Below are 17,906 nucleotides of genomic sequence, written 5' to 3'. Positions count from 1 at the left end.
GGGATATTTCCGATAAAGGAGGTCTTCGTTTGATCGCATACCCGGACCGCAGTTTAAATCGCATCACCTCTCTCGAAAAAGAAACCTGGACATCGCGCACCTATCGGGAAACCGTATTGCATCGAATTCAAAACATCGTTCCCTATGATGCCTACTGTTTTACGACCGTAGATCCCCAGACGCTTTTGTCCACAGGGGCGGTGACGGAAGCCGGCATCGAATCGATCCATAACCAACTGTTTCTGAACGAATATGCCGAAGAGGACCACCATAAATACGCGGATATGATCCGTACGGGGAAACACGCGGCCCGCTTGAGCGAAGCGGTTCACGAACGATCGCAATACAGTCCCCGCTATGACCGCATTCTGCTGCCTGCCGGATTCGGAGACGAGCTGCGCACCGTACTGGTCAGCGAAGGCGCATGCTGGGGATATCTGACCCTTTATCGCAGAGCGGGTCAACCATGGTTTACCGAAGAAGAACAACAGTTCATCGCGGCAGCGGCAGAATCGATGGCGCGCATGCTGCGCTTGACCAGCCTGACCCTGTTGGACGAAATCCGTAGTGAAAGCCCCGTCGAGCCGGGTTTGATGATCGTATCGCATAAACTCGACCTGCTGTCTATTAACATGGCCGCCCGATACTGGTTAACCCAGATGCGGCTGCTTGAGCAGATTGGCCCCGACGTCCTGCCTCGCCCGGTTCGGGCCGTCAGCTCCCACGTCATTTTCCGTGAGGCCGCTGCCTCCCCTTCCAAAACCTGTTTTCAGCTTCCGGACGGACGTTATTTGGTGCTGCAAGCAAGCCGTATGCAAACGTCGTCCGGTCCTGACCAGGTTGCCATTAGGCTGGAGCAGGCGATGCCGCAGGAACTGCTGCCTTTGCTGGCGGAGCGTCATGGGCTCACAACCCGCGAACGGGAGCTGCTCGGATTTGTCCTGCGCAGCTATTCGTCCAAAGACATTGCCGCAGCCATGCACATATCGGCATACACGGTGCAGGATCATCTGAAATCGATTTTTTCCAAAACGGGCGTCTCCTCGCGGCGGGAGCTGATTTGGCATTTTGTCTCCCGCTTCCAGTTATCCGACGGGTCTGCATGATGGTCAATTGCCAGAAACATATGTTATCCCGAAACCATCGATCCTGATTCTTCAGTCAAACCAGGTGGCAATGAGGGGATACAAAAAAAACCTGATCCATCGCGGACCAGGCTTTTTTGCTATAGCCATTGGATTACTTGTTCTTCATATTGTACTGCGCCTATGCCAAACAACTTAGGATTTCGCCGGTTTCGCTTTTCCCGATTTGACCTTTTTCGTTGGCACCTCTGCCGGCTCTTCCGGAACGTCCACCGGATACAGCTTGCGGAACAGGAGTGTCTGCAGCAGCAGGAATGATCCGCCGACTGTCCAATATAGCGGCATTGCGGCAGGAGCAGAGAACGAAAAGAAGGCCATCATCAGCGGAGAAATGTATCCCATGATCGCAAACTGTTTTCGCTGCTCAGGCGGCATGTTGGCTTGCGATACTTTGGACTGGATCAAATAAATGACCGCTACCACGATGGCGAGCGCAATGTCCGGCGACCCCAGCTTGAACCAGAGAAACGAATGCGACGACAGCTCCGGCGTCAACCGGATGGCTGTATAGATTCCTGACAAGATCGGAAGCTGGATCAAGAGCGGCAAGCAGCCGATATTCAGCGGATTGAAATTGTGCTTTTTGTACAAGGCCATCGTTTCTTCCGAGAGCTTCTGGCGGCTGGCCGCATCGGACTTGCCTTCGTATTTCTGCTTGAGGGCGTCCAGCTCCGGCTTCATTTTGTTCATGATCGCCCGTGTCCCCTGCTGGGACTTGGCCTGTCTCATCATAAGCGGAAGCAGGGCAAGACGAATGACCAGCGTAAGCAGAATGATCGCTACCCCATAGCTTCCGTCAAAAAAAGTGGCGATATGCTGAATGAGATAGGACAGCGGGAAGACCACGTAGTGATTGAAAAAGCCAGGCGTCGATGAGTTGATTTCCGTCACGTTGCCGCTGCAGCCGGATAATACCAATACCGCCAGCAGCGCCGCCATTAAACCAAGTATACGTAACCGTCCCGTATTAAGCGTGAATCTCTTGTTCGATTGATGCTCCATTTAAATCCTCCTCGTTGTGTGTTGTCCATCCGTCCATTCAACGAGGAGTGACAATCGGGTTCATCGTCATCCGGGGCCTGTCTGCGTCTGACCTTGCGACAAAAACTTTCGGGCTTATGCTGCGTTTCGATCGGCATCGCCGGCGGGCCGGAGCCCCAATAATCACCGGCTCCGCCCTTCACCCAGAACTCGGCCAGTCCGCAGTGCAAATGCGCAATATATGCGTAACTCACCGTGACGATCAGGCCGATGGAGAAAATATACGGCAACCATTCGTGAAGCTCAAACAAGAGATTCACCCCCTTCATATATTCGTTTTTACATTATAACACTTACATATCGATTTTGCATAAAATCACGACAACATTTGTGTTACTCTTCTGCTGCCAATGTTTGCAATTCATGCAGGGCCCGATATTTGGCAATGTTGAACGAAGGCCATGAATGAACCGAGCCATCCGCCTCCAGCTGCTGCCGCCGCTCCAGCAGCAATGCTTTCAATTCTTCGTTTTCTTTCCTTGCAAAGTCACTCAGCAGCGGAACGGCATCGGCAGACAATCCTGCCAGATAAGATGCATCCACGTCCCCGGACTGATGGTAACGCTCGATATTCCGCTCGGCAATGATTCGATCCATGCCAACATAGTTGACTGCGACATAGGCCGTCAAGGAGAGCGCCAGAACCCAGCGCCACATCGGAAACGTTGTGCGTACAATACGCAAACTGGCAATCAGCAATAGAAACGCAAGAAAGATCATAAACGCATGTACCAGAAAACGGATGTAGGTGTAGCCGTAAGCCTGCTCATAAAGCAGCAGACGCGCAAATGCCGAGTAGAGCATGATGGCTGAACATCCAACCGTAATAAACAACAGCACTTGATGGACACGCGTGCCCACGCTTCCAACCGTGTTGGTGAACTGCAAAGCGATCGTCAAAATGACAAAATTGATGCCCGTGACCAATACCAGCTCCGCAAAGCCGCTGCGAGCATATTCCGCGTACGTCATTCCCGATGGCAGGTTCCCTTCCCCCGCCCCGAACAGGTACGCAAACTGCACGAACACAAACAGTACATACACGCTGTTAATAACCACAAGGATTGTCCCCATGATCAGCGGATCCAGCTTCACGGGCTGCGGATTGGTTGACTGAGCTCCATAAAACTGGCCTGCCACTGCCTTTTTAGTAGCTGCGTCTCCCGCTGGATCCGTTTCCGTTCCCGTTTCAAGCGGCATTGGTCCGTAAACCTTCATTCCGTTTTTCCAATAAGCATTCTCTCTTTTCTCGGCCTCATACGTCATGGGCTGCACAAATCCCCATACGTATCCGAAAAACAACAAGCTTGCAACGACCACCCATACGATTCGCGGGAAACCTTCCCCAAACGATAATTGATCCAGCCATTGCGGAATGCCGGAAACAAGTTGGCTGAAAATGCCGTCCGCCGAGCTGAGCAATGACAAAACGATGATCAGGATCGGAAAAGATATCGCAAGCCCTGCCAATATTTTCAGCACAATCGCTTTTTGCGTCCGGTTTATGCCTTTACCTTTACCGCCCGTTTTGGATGCCATCAGGACGAGCGTTTTCCAGTGCCGGATGAATTGCGGCAGCAAATGGTCCAAAGCCGTTCCGATCAAGCCGGGCTCCCACCAATTCCGCTTTTTTCGTCCAAGCAAATATGCCATATGTAAAGAAACAAGCCCAGGTACGGCCATAACATTAAGAATGCGGAACAGCGGGTTATCAAATAACACAAGCGTTAGCGATAAAAGTAGAATACTCCCGGCGAAAAATAAGTCCATATACGTCTTCGCCCGCAACCGGTCTTTGGCAAAGGACAACATAAAGCCGTAAAACAGGATGACAAAGAGCGGATAGGATATCCCCGGCGTTTTCTCAAAAAACAAATACTGGTGTAGTATAGCCAGCACGATCGCTGCCAATAGCGTAATCGGCGCCCTTTTGGGAGACGACAACATGTTCTCAATCATGGAAATGCCCTCCATTTAGATGTTCTTCTCTCCATTCTAGATGGTAAAATAAGAAGATAAATAGAAAATTCGATTCGGAAAACTTCTTATTTTACAAACTACTATTTCTCGGACTGGAGGCATTCCATCATGAAACTCGAGCAACAGTATTTGCAGCTGCATCATCGATATGGTCACGCGGCAAGAAATGAAGTGACGCTCGCCGAGCTGGCCGAGCTGCTGGACTGTACGCATCGGAGCACCCTGACGATCGTCAAGAAAATGGCAGCCGCCGGCTGGATCGACTGGGCCTCCCGCCGTGGCCGTGGACAACGATCGACGCTCACCCTTCTTGCACCTGCGGAACAAATCGCTTCCCAGTACATGCTGCAAGCGATGAACCGCCGCGATGTAAAACAGGCTGCCGAGCAGATTGGCACGTTTGTCGATTCTGGCCTGCTGCAGGAACAGCTGAACCAGTGGCTGCTCGGTTATTTGGGCCACCACACCGAGGCGGGCAGCAACAACCAACCGATTGATACGCTGAGACTGCCGCTCAGGCAGCAATTGCACGCACTCGATCCGCTCTATATCAATTTGCTGGCCGAATCGTTTGTGACGAGCCATATTTTTGATGGCCTCGTGCAACGTGGGGAACAGGGGGAAATCTCTCCTAGCCTTGCCCATACTTGGGATGTGAGCGCGGATCGGACAACCTGGACGTTTTATTTGCGCAAAGGCATTACGTTCCACCACGGCCGGACATTTGGCGCAAGCGACGTGGTGTTTACCTTCGAACGGCTAAAGCGTACCGAACGCCGCACTCTTTACCGGGATGTGAGCAGGCAGATTCAGACGATCGATGCGCTTGATCCCTTAACCGTGCGCTTCAAGTTACATACGGCTCATGAACTGTTCCTGCCCTTTCTATCGACGAGTCGGGCTGCCATCGTGCCTTCCGGGCAGTTTCCATTGGATGCGGAGACTGCGGCGGATGATCCGACCGCCATGTCTATCCCCATCGGAACCGGGCCATTCAAAGTCACCCGCTGGGACCGGCATGTTTGCATGCTGGAAGCATTCCCGTCTTATTTTCAAGGCAGGGCGCATCTGGACCGGGTTGAAATCTTGCAAATTCCTTGGAGTTCGCGCCATGAACTGGCAGAGCATCATAACGAAGAAACCCCATTTTTCCATCTGGTGCATAATCCGTCCAACCCTTCCGGGAACGAATGGAGTCAAGTTGGAGCAGGCGTAACCGTGCGCAAATTGATGACCTGCAATACGCAAAAAACCGGACCGCTTCGCGATCCGGCCGTACGGGCACGCGTATACGCTTGCCTTACAGGCGTTCTATCCGAGAGAAATGACATTCAGACAGCATCGTCTTCCGCTTCGCACAAGTTCATGGATGAGCTCCCTTCAGCGAAAGATGCTGCCGATGGCTCTGCGCCCCTACTCGTCATTGCAACCATTCCGCAGTACAGGCAAAACGCTGCGATCATTGCGGAGAAGCTGCAGCAGCATGGTTTCAACTGTACCGTTCGTTCCGCGCCCATGGAACAATTCAAAGGAGAACTGCGGCTGGAATCGGATCTGATCCTCTTTTCGCTGATCCGCGACCGGGACGAAGAGCTGCGCAGGTATGACCTGTACCTCACTTTGTCGGAGCATTTGCACGATACGGCCAAACACGTTATCCAGAACATGCTGCGATTCGTCATGACCTCACCGGAAGGAGATGAACGCATGTCCGTTCTGGATAAGATCGAGGAAGAACTCGCTAAAGAACATTTACTCATCACCCTTTCCGAAAAACCAATGGAAACGGCCTATTTGCCTTCCGTTCGGGGATTGTCCTTTAACAGTCAAGGATGGGTGAATTTAAGGCACATTTGGTTCCCGTCTACATCGACGCAAGGGTGAAGCCGCTGCTGCAGCAGCTGGCATCGCCCGCATGTTCTTATGTAACGCCAAATATTAACATCAATGTTACTTGCTTTCGGTTAACCCTCTCGTATCGCTTTGAACCAGAGGAATTGTGTCTTTGCGACGATATACGCCGAGCAGCAAGCCAATCATGGCATATTCAAGAGTTAATAGAAACCCACCATAACCAATAATTGGGAACTTAATACTCAGAATAGGAACCCTTCCCGTAGTCATAGCTAGCGAATAGAGCAGTTGAAAAGCAAATACAGACGTAATCACCAAGATAATCATTTGACCAAACTCATCCTTAACGCGCAGGCTTGCCTTTAACATCGTAACCACAAACCAGATCATACCGATAAACATCGCAATCCCTGCCGTCCAACCAAACACGTCAATGAGCACAACGCCGGGATAGTCGGTGTGCCATATATCAAATTTGTCAAAAGTGATTCCATTCAAACCATGACCCCACCAACCAGCAGACTGAGTAGTATCTATGATGGAACGATTATAACAACCAGTATTTAAAGGATCATTTTGCAAATCCAACACTACCGCAAAACGTTCCAAGTGCTTGTGGGCTTCGGATTGAAACAAATACACAGTTGCTCCAGAAACAACAAACATGCCTGCAAGCAAAGTTAATTTCCATCTTCGTGAAATCCATCCAAACAGCACAATAGAAACGGCAACAAATAACGTTAGGCGTACCCAATCATCCATATAGACAAACAGAGTCATGGGTATTGCGGCAAGCACCCAATACTGCAGAGCACTTTTCATCCCCCATTTAGTCCGCAATTTACGCAGCATGATCGCTCCAATAGCGAGTGGTAACACCCATACTGCGAATCCAGAAAGATGTAAGCTAATGCCGTAGAGGGAAAGCCATCGCGAACTATTTATGACTGGAGTTGTAAATGGATTTATCCATAACAGCAGATTGAACAGAATGTAAATGCCCCAAGCTGCATTTCTCCATTTTCTGTAGTCGTAATACATGCAGAATATCAAAGCAAAAATACCTAACACACTATAAAATATGTAGTTAATGAATGATTGTCCATAAATAACAGAAAAATCCTCAACTTTTGAAACCGAAAAACGTGTTGCATAAATCCACATTAACAGCAATCCCACCGAAAACAAGGCAAGCACCCCCAACACCACGCCCCAATGGATGCGATGCCGATGAAGCCGGTGCATGCTTTTGCCGATGGTCAACGGGTCTCCCATCTGTGCAATCGCATAAGATGCTGCCTGCTCCGGCGTGTCCCCCTCTTGCTGCCGCTCGTAAAAAATCTCGTCAAGGTGGCTGCCGATCTCATCCCTTAGATCAGGATGAACCTCACGAGCCTTGACTTGCTGGCAGACTTGATCCAAATAATGCTCGATTCTCGCATCTCTATGGCTCATGTCAGCCCTCCTTCTCCAAGCACCCGATCGACCGCACGCCGGAACAGGCGCCACTCTGCTTTTTTATGATCCAACGCCTGCATTCCCTCTTTGCGGATCGAGTAGTATTTGCGCTTGCGGCCCTCGACCTCTTGCCAATAGGACTCCACCCAACCTTCGATTTCCATTGCGTGCAAAATCGGATATAACGTGCCTTCCTTTAAATTAAATACGCCATCGGATTGGCGATGCAGCTCTTTGATCAACTCGTAACCGTACAGGGGCTTATCCTGCAGCAATGTCAGAATCAGCGTTTCCGTACTGCCTTTGATCATCTGTTTGTTTACGTTCAACGTATGCTCACGCCCCTTTCTCCATCATTCTGCTCCTTCTGCATCAGAATGAGTTCCAAAATATATACCTCGGAAAACTATGCATAGATATTCTAGGTATGATATTACCTGATTCTCCCTTTTCTGTCTAGCTCGCACACCATGAAAACTATCCTATCCCCTTTTTGTCCTGATATAATAAACAAAATAGAAAGAATCATTGTGGAATAGACCACGTATCCACACTCGCACATCAACGATAATCGGCCGATCATCAGCAAATATTGTCGTTTATGCTGACACAACGGTCGTTTAGATTCATAAGGGAGGCCTATGCCCATGAGCAAACTGATCTTTTTCCTTGGCGGTGCCGGAAGCGGCAAAACAACGCTCGCCAAAGCGTTGTCCCGCCAGCGCAAAGCTGCATTTTTCGATATGGACATCCTGCTGCGCCCAGCAGCCGAAGCGATCATGACATTACAGGGACTGGACCCGACAGACCGCGATTCGCCTGAATACAAACGGCTTTGCCGGGATCTCGGCTATCGCATCACGATGGATGCCGCTCTAGACAACGTAGCGCTTGGCATCGACACCATCGTTGTCGGACCATTTACCAAAGAAACACAGACTCCGGACTGGATCGAACAGGAATTGGCTCGCATCGGGCGTTCGCTGCAAGATACCGACGTGCGCGTAGCATATATTTATTTGAACAGCGAAGCATTATACAAAGAACGGATTACGGCCAGGCAATCTCCTCTAGATGAATGGAAACTCGCCAACTGGGACAAGTTTGCAGCCTCGCTGGCACGCAAGCAGGTTGCATGGCCGCTTCCCTCCTCTTCCGTAGCCTACATCGATAACTCAAACGAGGATATCTCCATCGCGTTGAACGAGGTTGAACGCAGCATGTATGCGTAAACGCCAAAAAGGGGATGTGCTGAACATATCAAGACAGCAGCATCCCCTTTTGGCATACTTGTTTCTCACATCATTCCATTCGCTCAACAAAACTTCAATGCAAAGCTCATCCGATTCGCTGTCTTTCCAGGCACATACCTGTAAACCATTTCGGCATGCTCCGTAAAAAACAACATTTCCGGTTCCGGTGCGGCCGCCTGCACCTCACAGCTCAAGCCAGGCATATTCCACCGTGCCGGCGTAAAGTCCTCAGGACGAAGATTGGGACCTCGGATCTCGAAGTACACCTCGATCTCCTCCGTCGTGTCCAGCGCGACCTCGACCGTCAGCGCACTATCGCTGACATCGGCATCAAAGGTAATGCCTCGAAGATGGGTGTTCCATCCTTCGCCGACCTCGCGCCGGATCAGTCGCAAATAATATTTCTCGCCCTGATCCGTCCGCCAATGGACGGTGGCCGGATGCATCTGGCCATTCGTATTGCGGCTCCCGGACATCGCTCCGACCATGCGGTTTGCGCCGATCCAGGCCTTGGCCGTGCAAAGCGTGCGATTGTCTGTTGGATCGTTGCGCTCGCATAACTCCAAAAACTGCTTGACCACCAAGCGGTCTCCCGGATGGGACCGAAGAAATGGAAGCGCTTCATCCGGGACGTTCACCCCAACCAGCGCAATTAACGGATCATGCCCTGATTCGCAATTCATGCCTGCGAGATATTCGTAGCCTTCGCCAAGCACCATATATAAAAATACGCCGATGGAGCTATGTTCCCTCATCTCCATATCATACGCCCGGGCAAAAGGACCGGACAAATTTTCAAGGTTGGCATTATAATAAAGCGCGATATTGTTCCAGAGTCCTGCCTCCATCTTGGCGCCAATCCCTCTGAAACGTTCGGTGATCCCGTATCTTCTCCACATGCCCAGCACGGTCAGATCCACCCCGTAATACGTCGTTGTATTAAACTCGGCAAACGATCCGTATTGATCAAATTCCCGCAGCAGCGCCTCTGCTTGCCTGTCTGCGTGTTCCATCCAATCTTCCCGCTGGAAGCGATGTCCGTAATAATGGGTGATGAACATATGCATAAGTTCGATGTTGGTGTTCATGGGGATCGCATCGGACAATCTGCGATCGATGGAACCCTGCACAGCCAGTTCCATCGCATGGTCCATGCGCTGCAAAAGCGATTCAGGCAGCACATCGGCAAATTCCCCCGTCGCGACCGCGCAGACGCAGGCAATGAACTCTCTCCAGTTCGGGTCATAGCTGATCCAAACCGGCGGCAGTACTTGATTCACGGCCTTCCTGAACAGCTGTTTCAGGCGTTTGGCATCAGCCGCGTCAGCGTGGATGACTCCCTCTGCCTGCAAGTCATGAGTCAGCTTCGCCGATATTCGATCGAACGTTTGCTCCAGAAAATGTGCTGTTCCCGGCGCAAAGGATTTCCATTGATAATTGCCCTTTGGCGGGTCTGCCGCATCCGGCCTCGTCCGAAAGGTTCCGTGATAAATTTCTTCGGGAGCATCGAATTGCATATCGAGTACGTTATGCAGCAGACGAATCGCACGGTCCAAGTCGGCTGTTTCATTACGAATCAGCAAACCCAGCGCATAATGCGCGCTGGCACGCGTGCTGTACTGCGCGGAATTCTCTTCAAAACTGCGCAGCAGCCCTGCCTGTTCGTCATAAAAGCGGTCCATCATCGCCATGGACTGTTTCACCAAATACTGCTGTTCCTTGGACATCCGTTCTATCGTTCGCTCGGCCATGATTGTCATTCCCCTCTACGGTTAAAATCCGGGCTTCGTATCCAGACCCTTCGTATAAACCGCACTAGTCATTCACACAAGAGCACTGCGAGGGCAGTACCATCTTTCGATCGCTGTTATCCCCGGATATTTTTGATCCCCCTTTTCTAAGGGGAAAATCCGGGGATAAAGGCGAACACCTCGCTTCTCCATATTGGTTCTGCCTCTCCGCTAACATGTGTATGTCCTTTGCGGTTTTTAGCCTATGAATCCGGTACAGCTACAATTGTAACGAATAACGGCGAAATTGATAATACAAATGGACGCCATCATGCGAAAAAACATCCCCAAAACGCCGCAAGCAGCTATTATCGTATCCATCTATCCCTTAAGCAAAAAAGCCGTGGCGTTATTGCGCCAGGGCTTCCTTAAAATCCACTTATTTTTCGTTCCACTTACGTTTTCGACAACTCAATGAAGCCTTCCCCGAATACGTCGCGCACGTCATGGATCGTAATGAAGGCATCCGTATCCTCTGCCCGCACGATCTTTTTCAACATAGGCACTTCCTGTTTGCTGATGACGATATACAAAATTTCCTTTGGATTTTTCGTGTAATACCCATGCCCGGAAAGCACCGTAACCCCGCGGTCCATTTTCTCGATGACCTGACGGGCGATATTGTCCTGTTTGGTCGAAATGATCGTTACCGCCTTTTTCGGATTGAGTCCTTCAATGATGAATTCCATCATTTTTGTCCCGACAAACAGCAGCACGATCGTACACATCAAACCTTTGGCCCCAATAATAAAGAACGACGAAAACGCCACGATCAGGTCAAAAAACAACAATGCGTAACTGATGCTCCAGTCCAAATATTTGTTGGCGATTCGCGCCAGAATGACCGTTCCCGCCGTCGTGCCGCCCACGCGTACGATCAACCCGATGCCGAGACCGGCAAATACCCCTGCAAAAATCGTGTTAATCCACAGCTCGTTGGAATCGATCGTCCAGCTCTCCGTGAGATGCAAAAACAACGAGTTGAACAGCACGGTAATAATCGTATACACCGTCGTCGTTTTGTCCAGAAACTTATAACCCACGACGAGCAAAATGCCGTTCAGAATCAGGTTCATCAACCCCGGCGACCATTCGAACAAGTAATATAAAATGATGGTAATTCCGGTTACGCCGCCTTCGCCCAAATCATTCGGGATAATGAACAGGTTTACGGCCAGCGCAAACAAGAAAGCACCGACCATCAGATAAGCGATGTCCGTTATTCGTTTTTTCATCCAACATTCCTTCCAATCATCAGAAAATCAGCTCTCGCTGTCATGTTATTTTTAATCCATTGTCATATTACCACGTATACCCAAGCATTGATTCTATCATGTCCCGCGCAAAATTTGTATACAAAATACAAAATGTTGCGCGATTTGTGCAAAGGATTTCTCTTATTAGCCCTACACCCATGACAAATGTCATGCTCCGTCCTTGATGTTTATCATGATCAGGCGCTGACGTTTATGACTTACCCATGATACGCCTTTCCCTTTACAATGAAAGCGATTCGATTCAAGGAGGGCATTCATCATGAACAGAACCAAAGAACTTGCATTGAAAAAAGAAGTCATTCCGTTTGAAAAGCATGATATGCATCTAAGCATTCGCCAATTGTTCAATACATTGCTTCCACTCTTTCTATTATGGGCGGCGGCCTACTTCAGCCTGTCCGTGTCCTATTGGCTGACGCTGCCGATCGCGATCGTCGCTTCCGGTTTCGTGCTGCGGACATTCATCATTTTCCATGATTGCTGCCACGGCTCCTTTTTCAAAAACAAACGCGCCAACGATTGGCTCGGAACGATCACCGGCGTATTAACCCATGTCCCTTACCAGCAGTGGAAAGCAACGCACGCCATCCATCATGCGACCAGCAGCAATCTGGACAAACGCGGCATCGGCGACATCTGGGTCATGACCACGCAGGAATATCGGGAGGCCTCCCCGTGGCTGCGGCTGCGTTACCGCCTTTATCGTAACCCGCTCATCATGTTTGGACTTGGTCCGTTCTATGTATTTCTGCTGTCCTACCGGTTCAATCGCAAGGGAGCCCGCCGCAAAGAGCGGATGAACACGTATTTGACCAATGTGTTGATTGTGGCCTTGTACGCGCTGATGTGCTGGGCCGTCGGCTGGCAGGCTTTTGTGCTTGTCCAAGCTCCGATCTTTTTCTTTTCCGGTTTCTTCGGCATCTGGCTGTTTTACGTTCAGCATCAATTCGAAGATACGTACTTCGAGCATGAGGACGAATGGAGCTACGTGAAGGCCGCTGTTGAAGGAAGCTCATACTACAAGCTGCCGCGGTTGCTGCAGTGGATCAGCGGAAACATCGGATTCCACCACGTCCATCACCTGAGTCCGCGCGTCCCCAATTATTACCTGGAAGACGCGCATAATGCCACGCCGCCGCTGCAGCAAGCGACAACGATCACCCTGCGCACCAGCCTGGCCGCATTGCGCTTTCGTCTATGGGACGAGGACAGCAAACGTTTCATGACCTTTGCCGAACTAAAGCGAAACAACCGAGCTCTCCCGGCACGTTCCACTTCCACCATACGCGTAACCACGCAAGCGAGTCTGACAGAGAAATCCTAATCTCTGTCCGTTTCGTTTGCTTGTATTCGAGGCCGAGTCATGCTACAGTCAGGCTAAGTTCGGTTGCGTTTGATGCAGTTTAACGTTTCAAGGAGGAGAGTTTCATTCAGAAGTGGACGCAGCTTTTTTATAAAAACACCGGCTTGAACCCGTACGTCTGGCTTGTCTTTTTTATCCTACCCTTCTATTATATATCGCAATATTCCGAGCTATGGACGATGATTACGGGCATTGTGATGATTCTGGTTTTCTTTGCCTGTTATCTGCTGGCCTCCATCACTCGGGGATGGCAGGTTTACATGTGGATCGGACTGCTGATTGCCATCTCCATCACGATGACCATTGTTTACGATTATGCGTATTTCTCGCTGTTTCTGGCCTTTTTTATCGGATCGATCAAAAACAGGGCCGGCTTCATTTCCCTCTATTTGATTCATCTCGTGACCATGTTCATGACGGTGAACTATGCGGTTATCAACCGCAGCACCCTGCTGCTCAGCCAGCTGCCGTTCGTCTTTATCAGTCTCGTGGCCTCCATCCTGCTGCCCATCAACATGTATAACAAAAACAAGCGCGAACAGCTCGAAGATCAACTGGAGAGCGCCAATAAACGGCTGGATGAGCTGGTGAAAATGGAAGAGCGGCAGCGCATCGCGAGGGATCTGCACGACACGCTGGGTCAAAAGCTGTCCCTGATCGGCCTGAAAACCGATCTGGCCAAACGACTGCTGCGCATCAATCCCGATCAGGCCGAATCGGAGCTGAACGACCTGAGGCAAACCGCGACGACCGCACTCAAGGAAGTGCGCGAGATGGTTACCACGATGCGGGGCACACAGCTGGTCGATGAGCTGCATCGTGCCGAGCAAATATTGAGAGCCGCTTCGATCACGTATGTGTTTGAAGGGAATCCCAAATTGCAGGATACGTCTCAACTCAACGAAAACGTCATGGGCATGTGCCTCAAAGAGGCCGTAACCAATGTCGTCAAACATAGCCAGGCCACCGTTTGCCGCATCCGGCTTGACGAAACGCCGTCGGATAACCTGCTCAGCGTGCAGGACAATGGTGTCGGCATCGAACGCACCATGAGCAAGGACCGCAGAGGCACGGGCATTCTCGGCATGAAGGAACGGCTTGAATTCGTCAACGGCTGCCTGGATATTCAATCCGGTGCGGATCAGGACGGGACCACACTCGTGATCCGCGTCCCGAAACTGACGCGCAAACCGATGAAGGAGGAAGAAACATGATACGAATCGTCGTCGCCGAGGACCAACGCATGATGCTTGGCGCCCTGTCCTCCCTGCTCAATCTGGAACATGACATGCAGGTCGTCGGACAAGCAAGCAATGGACAAGAAGCGCTCGAGCTTGTTCGCGAGCATGCTCCCGACATTTGCCTGATGGACATCGAAATGCCCGTGAAAAGCGGCCTTGAAGCTGCGGAGGAACTGAAAGGCATGAGCTGCAAGGTGATCATTCTGACCACGTTTGCCCGAACCGGTTATTTCGAACGCGCCCTGAAGGGCGGCGTGCGCGGATACCTGCTGAAGGACAGTCCGATCGAAGAACTTGCCGAATCGATCCGCCAGGTCATGAACGGCAGGCGCATTTTTGCCCCGGATCTGGTAGACGAAGCCTATGTTGAGGAAAACCCTTTAACCGAACGCGAGCATGCCGTACTCGGTTTGATGGCCGACGGCAAAAACACCAAGGAAATTGCGGGCCACTTGTTCATTACGACAGGCACGGTTCGCAACTATATCTCCATCATTCTGGGTAAGCTTGGTGCAAGCAACCGCATCGAAGCCATCACGCGCTCGAAGGAAAAAGGCTGGTTCAAATAATGCAATTCCAAAAAAAAGCTTGGCCGGGGTTTATGTTCCGGCCAAGCTTTTTCGTTGCGACCCGACTGTCATAGAAACTCGACTCAAGTCTATTTAACGGAGGCTACCATGCCAAGCGCTTCGTTCGGCACCTGACTGGTTTTGAGCTGATAGATCTGTTTGCCCGCTTGCCAGGAGATGGCGACATTCACGGACTTGCCTCCGCTTGGATAGTGTACGTCTACAAAACCTTTGTCTTTGGGAGCAGGCAGCTTGTGCGTTTCCAAAAATTCCACCATTTTTTTCGCAATGCCCGGGTTATTCATTTGATCCTCGGAGATCGACTGGATGCGCAGCGTCCATCTGCCCTCATTCCAGGTCAAATATTGGGAACCGGCCGCGCCTTCGGCAACGCCTTGAATGCTGTGCCCCAAATCCACTTTCATGTCGTCCGGCACATTACCCGTTTCCTCATCCGGGAAGATATCCGTGCTATTCGGATCTTTGTATGTGTTTACCTCAAACGCTGCGATGACAGCCGCCTTGCTGCCCGATTTTGTCAGGGACGAATCGTTCAGGGCCACCGGCTGATCCACGGCATAGAACGTGACTTGGAAGGCATTTGACGTATTGGAATCGATCGAAGCCGCCAAGGTTTTTCCTTTGTCGAGTGGGAAAGAAGTCGGCAGCAGCGCACCGTTCAGCTTCAACTGGCTGCGCACTTCCTTGATCACCTTCGATTGGCTTGACTCGGAGGAAGACGATGCATTCCCGCCGGATTGTCCCGCGCTGGCGCTCTCTCCTTTTCCGGTATTGGCACTGCCTGACGAAACCACTGTTCCCGCAGTGTCTGTTGTGTTTGTCGACGCGGCATCCTTCGCACCGGAATCCGAGCTGCCGGATGGATTGGCTGACGATTCGGATGTTTGTTGTCCTGCCGCAGCAGATGAGGACGAGTTGGCTTCGGCGGGCTTCGTATCCTGTCCGCCGCAACCGGCGAGAGCGAGAAGAACCGCCGTTGTGACCGGGATGGTTACCCATACCTTTTGTTTTTTCATGTTGTCGTCCTCCTTGATGTTGGTCGTTTAACGTTTGTCATTCCAGAAATTGACCGGCTCTACCTGTTTGGTTAAAATTTCGAACTTGTATCCTTCCGCCTTGAGCGATTTCAATACCATCGGCAGCACTTTCAACGTGGCTTCCTGATCATGCATCAGGACAACCGGCGTTCTGCCGCTTTTTTGCACGGTATGAATTTGCTTCATGACGCTGTTATACACTTTTTGGTGATCTTTTTTGTATTTCCAGTCTTCGGAGTCCACATTCCAGTCCCACAAATGGAACCCGCCCTGACCCAGCAATACATCCCGATAAGTCGATTTCAAATAAGGTTTGCTGCCATAAGGCGTTCGAATCAGAGTTGTTTTGACGCCAGCCACTTTATTCAGGCTGTTGTTCGCCTGCTGCATTTCTTTCAGACCGCTGTAGGCGGAAAGGTAGAACTTGCCAGGAACATGCGTCACGCCGTGAAGTCCCAATCCGTGTCCGTCCGCAACGATGCGTTTGGTTGCTTTAGGGAATTTCTCCATCTCAGGTCCAAGCATGAAAAAGGTTGCTTTTGCCTTGTATTTGTCCAGAATGTCCAGCAATTGGCCTGTATGAGCCGTCGGTCCATCATCGAAGGTCAGATAGATGACTTTGGCACCGGTCTTTGCTTGCTTGGTGCTGGATGCGGCTTTGGCCGAAACCGACTGCGGCAGAAGCAATGGAATCATCAGTATAATAGCGAGTGTGATCATCAAAGATTTGCGGATTTGTTGCATAGAATAAAGCTCCCTTGTTGGTGTATTTCCCCAGCTGTCTGCAATTCACGTCATGCATCCTTCGGCGATAATCCTAATTCTAGCAAATCGAATTTTCCACATTCTAGCTTCAAAGGCTACGTTCGAGTTACACTTTTGTCAGAATAGCACTGAAAATAAAACGATTTTGATAGATTTTGTCCGAAAGTACATTCACTGAGGATAAATCAATTTTGACATAATCCTTATTAACCCGTTCGACGTCCTTTGATAGATTCACGGGTGAGATTTATGGCAGGCAACGAAAAAAGCCTGCGCGAGGCAGGCTTCCTGTTCATTGAAATGAAAGGTTCGAATCACTGCTTACATATGTATCTATATAAACCGCACTAAACAATCACACAAGGCACTGCGAGTGGAGTACAATCTTCCAATCGCTGTTATCCCCAGATTTTTTCAAATTCCCTTTTTCAAAGGGAAAGTCCGGTGATAAATGCGAACGCTTCGCTTCTCCAGATTGGTTCTGCCTCTCCGTTAACGTGTGTATCTTTTTGCGGTTTATCTATCATGCGACCCGATCCCCTATCAAAGGAAAAGATCGCTGCGCCCTTCCGTCTGCAGGCGCGAAATTACTCCGCAGGCGCAGTGAACGAACGCTGCGCAAACTCCGCGTCGAGCATGTAAAATGCGTTGCTGTCTTTTTCGATGCGGCGCAGCTTTTGAATGATGTTGTCGAACAATGCCTCTTCCTCCACCTGCTCATCGATGAACCATTTCAGGAAATACATCGTGGCATGCTCGCGCTCGTTCAGCGCCAGATCGGCAAGGTGGTAAAATCTTTTCGTATTTTGCTGCTCATGCGCATAACCGTGTTCGAACACGTCGAGCATGGAAGCATACTCGTTTTTCGGTTCGGGCAGTGCGGCAAACGTGGCACGATGCCCGCGATCGTTCAGGAATTTATAGATTTTCATGCCATGGAAACGTTCTTCCTCTGCTTGCACGAGGAAAAAGTTAGCAAACCCGTCCAGGCTTTCGCCGGAACAATAAGCCGCCATCGCCATGTACACATGGGCCGAATAAAACTCAAAGTTCATCTGCTCAATCAAAGTATCCGTCAACTCTTTGCTCATTTTGTAGATACACCTCATGCT

At 50.4% G+C, this 17,906-nt stretch carries 16 protein-coding genes; 6 read left to right on the top strand and 10 right to left on the bottom strand.

Translation table 11 applies throughout. The features are described 5' to 3' along the window. Positions 1-29 precede the first annotated feature (29 nt). Positions 30-1,106, top strand: coding sequence for a LuxR C-terminal-related transcriptional regulator (locus tag L6H98_RS22010; RefSeq protein ID WP_236419513.1), 1,077 nt, complete (start codon positions 30-32; stop codon positions 1,104-1,106). A gap of 174 nt (positions 1,107-1,280) precedes the next feature. Here the strand turns inward: L6H98_RS22010 and yidC are convergent, their stop codons facing one another. The 3 genes from yidC to L6H98_RS21995 form a co-directional block, all read right to left on the bottom strand. Then, positions 1,281-2,147 carry a membrane protein insertase YidC gene (yidC, locus tag L6H98_RS22005; protein WP_236419511.1) on the bottom strand — a complete coding sequence of 289 codons (867 nt, stop codon included), beginning with the start codon at positions 2,145-2,147 and terminating at the stop codon, positions 1,281-1,283. Beyond that, positions 2,084-2,437 carry a hypothetical protein gene (locus L6H98_RS22000; RefSeq protein ID WP_236419508.1) on the bottom strand — a complete coding sequence of 118 codons (354 nt, stop codon included), beginning with the start codon at positions 2,435-2,437 and terminating at the stop codon, positions 2,084-2,086. The genes yidC and L6H98_RS22000 overlap by 64 nt, the downstream gene beginning before the upstream one ends. Before the next feature lie 82 nt (positions 2,438-2,519). Next, complete coding sequence (locus L6H98_RS21995) at positions 2,520-4,145, bottom strand: DUF4173 domain-containing protein (protein WP_236419506.1); 1,626 nt, start codon at positions 4,143-4,145, stop codon at positions 2,520-2,522. A gap of 129 nt (positions 4,146-4,274) precedes the next feature. On the opposite strand from L6H98_RS21995, the gene L6H98_RS21990 reads away from it, so the two are divergent. Then, positions 4,275-6,050 carry an ABC transporter substrate-binding protein gene (locus L6H98_RS21990; protein WP_236419504.1) on the top strand — a complete coding sequence of 592 codons (1,776 nt, stop codon included), beginning with the start codon at positions 4,275-4,277 and terminating at the stop codon, positions 6,048-6,050. A gap of 66 nt (positions 6,051-6,116) precedes the next feature. Here the strand turns inward: L6H98_RS21990 and L6H98_RS21985 are convergent, their stop codons facing one another. Further along, a complete protein-coding gene (locus L6H98_RS21985) occupies positions 6,117-7,475 on the bottom strand; it encodes an FtsW/RodA/SpoVE family cell cycle protein (RefSeq protein WP_236419502.1) in 1,359 nt (452 codons plus the stop codon). Continuing rightward, a complete protein-coding gene (locus L6H98_RS21980; RefSeq protein WP_236419501.1) occupies positions 7,472-7,807 on the bottom strand; it encodes a helix-turn-helix transcriptional regulator in 336 nt (111 codons plus the stop codon). The genes L6H98_RS21985 and L6H98_RS21980 overlap by 4 nt, the downstream gene beginning before the upstream one ends. Before the next feature lie 318 nt (positions 7,808-8,125). On the opposite strand from L6H98_RS21980, the gene L6H98_RS21975 reads away from it, so the two are divergent. Next, positions 8,126-8,710 (top strand): AAA family ATPase, encoded by a 585-nt coding sequence (locus tag L6H98_RS21975; protein ID WP_236419499.1) that lies wholly within the window; start codon positions 8,126-8,128, stop codon positions 8,708-8,710. A gap of 83 nt (positions 8,711-8,793) precedes the next feature. On the opposite strand, the gene L6H98_RS21970 is transcribed toward L6H98_RS21975, so the two are convergent. Together L6H98_RS21970 and L6H98_RS21965 are read right to left on the bottom strand one after the other, a co-directional pair. After that, positions 8,794-10,482, bottom strand: a complete 1,689-nt coding sequence (locus L6H98_RS21970) for a hypothetical protein (RefSeq protein ID WP_236419497.1) — start codon at positions 10,480-10,482, stop codon at positions 8,794-8,796. A gap of 434 nt (positions 10,483-10,916) precedes the next feature. Beyond that, positions 10,917-11,756, bottom strand: coding sequence for a YitT family protein (locus L6H98_RS21965; RefSeq protein WP_236419495.1), 840 nt, complete (start codon positions 11,754-11,756; stop codon positions 10,917-10,919). A 301-nt stretch (positions 11,757-12,057) separates the two neighbouring features. Between L6H98_RS21965 and L6H98_RS21960 the strand changes: the two genes are divergently transcribed. The 3 genes from L6H98_RS21960 to L6H98_RS21950 all read left to right on the top strand — a co-directional run bounded on the left by L6H98_RS21960 (position 12,058) and on the right by L6H98_RS21950 (position 14,971). Next, complete coding sequence (locus tag L6H98_RS21960; RefSeq protein WP_290371475.1) at positions 12,058-13,122, top strand: fatty acid desaturase; 1,065 nt, start codon at positions 12,058-12,060, stop codon at positions 13,120-13,122. 104 nt (positions 13,123-13,226) lie between these two features. Continuing rightward, on the top strand, positions 13,227-14,375 hold the full coding sequence (locus tag L6H98_RS21955) for a sensor histidine kinase (protein ID WP_236419642.1): 1,149 nt from the start codon (positions 13,227-13,229) through the stop codon (positions 14,373-14,375). Then, the gene (locus L6H98_RS21950) at positions 14,372-14,971 is read left to right on the top strand and encodes a response regulator transcription factor (RefSeq protein ID WP_236419494.1); all 600 of its coding nucleotides are present in this window, start codon (positions 14,372-14,374) and stop codon (positions 14,969-14,971) included. The genes L6H98_RS21955 and L6H98_RS21950 overlap by 4 nt, the downstream gene beginning before the upstream one ends. Before the next feature lie 89 nt (positions 14,972-15,060). On the opposite strand, the gene L6H98_RS21945 is transcribed toward L6H98_RS21950, so the two are convergent. The 3 genes from L6H98_RS21945 to L6H98_RS21935 all read right to left on the bottom strand — a co-directional run bounded on the left by L6H98_RS21945 (position 15,061) and on the right by L6H98_RS21935 (position 17,885). Then, complete coding sequence (locus L6H98_RS21945) at positions 15,061-16,008, bottom strand: hypothetical protein (protein ID WP_236419492.1); 948 nt, start codon at positions 16,006-16,008, stop codon at positions 15,061-15,063. Between the two features lie 27 nt (positions 16,009-16,035). After that, complete coding sequence (locus L6H98_RS21940; RefSeq protein WP_236419490.1) at positions 16,036-16,773, bottom strand: polysaccharide deacetylase family protein; 738 nt, start codon at positions 16,771-16,773, stop codon at positions 16,036-16,038. A gap of 608 nt (positions 16,774-17,381) precedes the next feature. Continuing rightward, positions 17,382-17,885 carry a ferritin gene (locus L6H98_RS21935; RefSeq protein WP_236419488.1) on the bottom strand — a complete coding sequence of 168 codons (504 nt, stop codon included), beginning with the start codon at positions 17,883-17,885 and terminating at the stop codon, positions 17,382-17,384. Positions 17,886-17,906: the final 21 nt, after the last annotated feature.

The organism is Paenibacillus sp. JJ-223 (assembly GCF_927798175.1).
GTDB lineage: Bacteria > Bacillota > Bacilli > Paenibacillales > Paenibacillaceae > Paenibacillus > Paenibacillus hubeiensis.
Note: the sequence above shows the minus strand (reverse complement) of the source record. Positions and strands in the feature narration are given on the sequence as shown.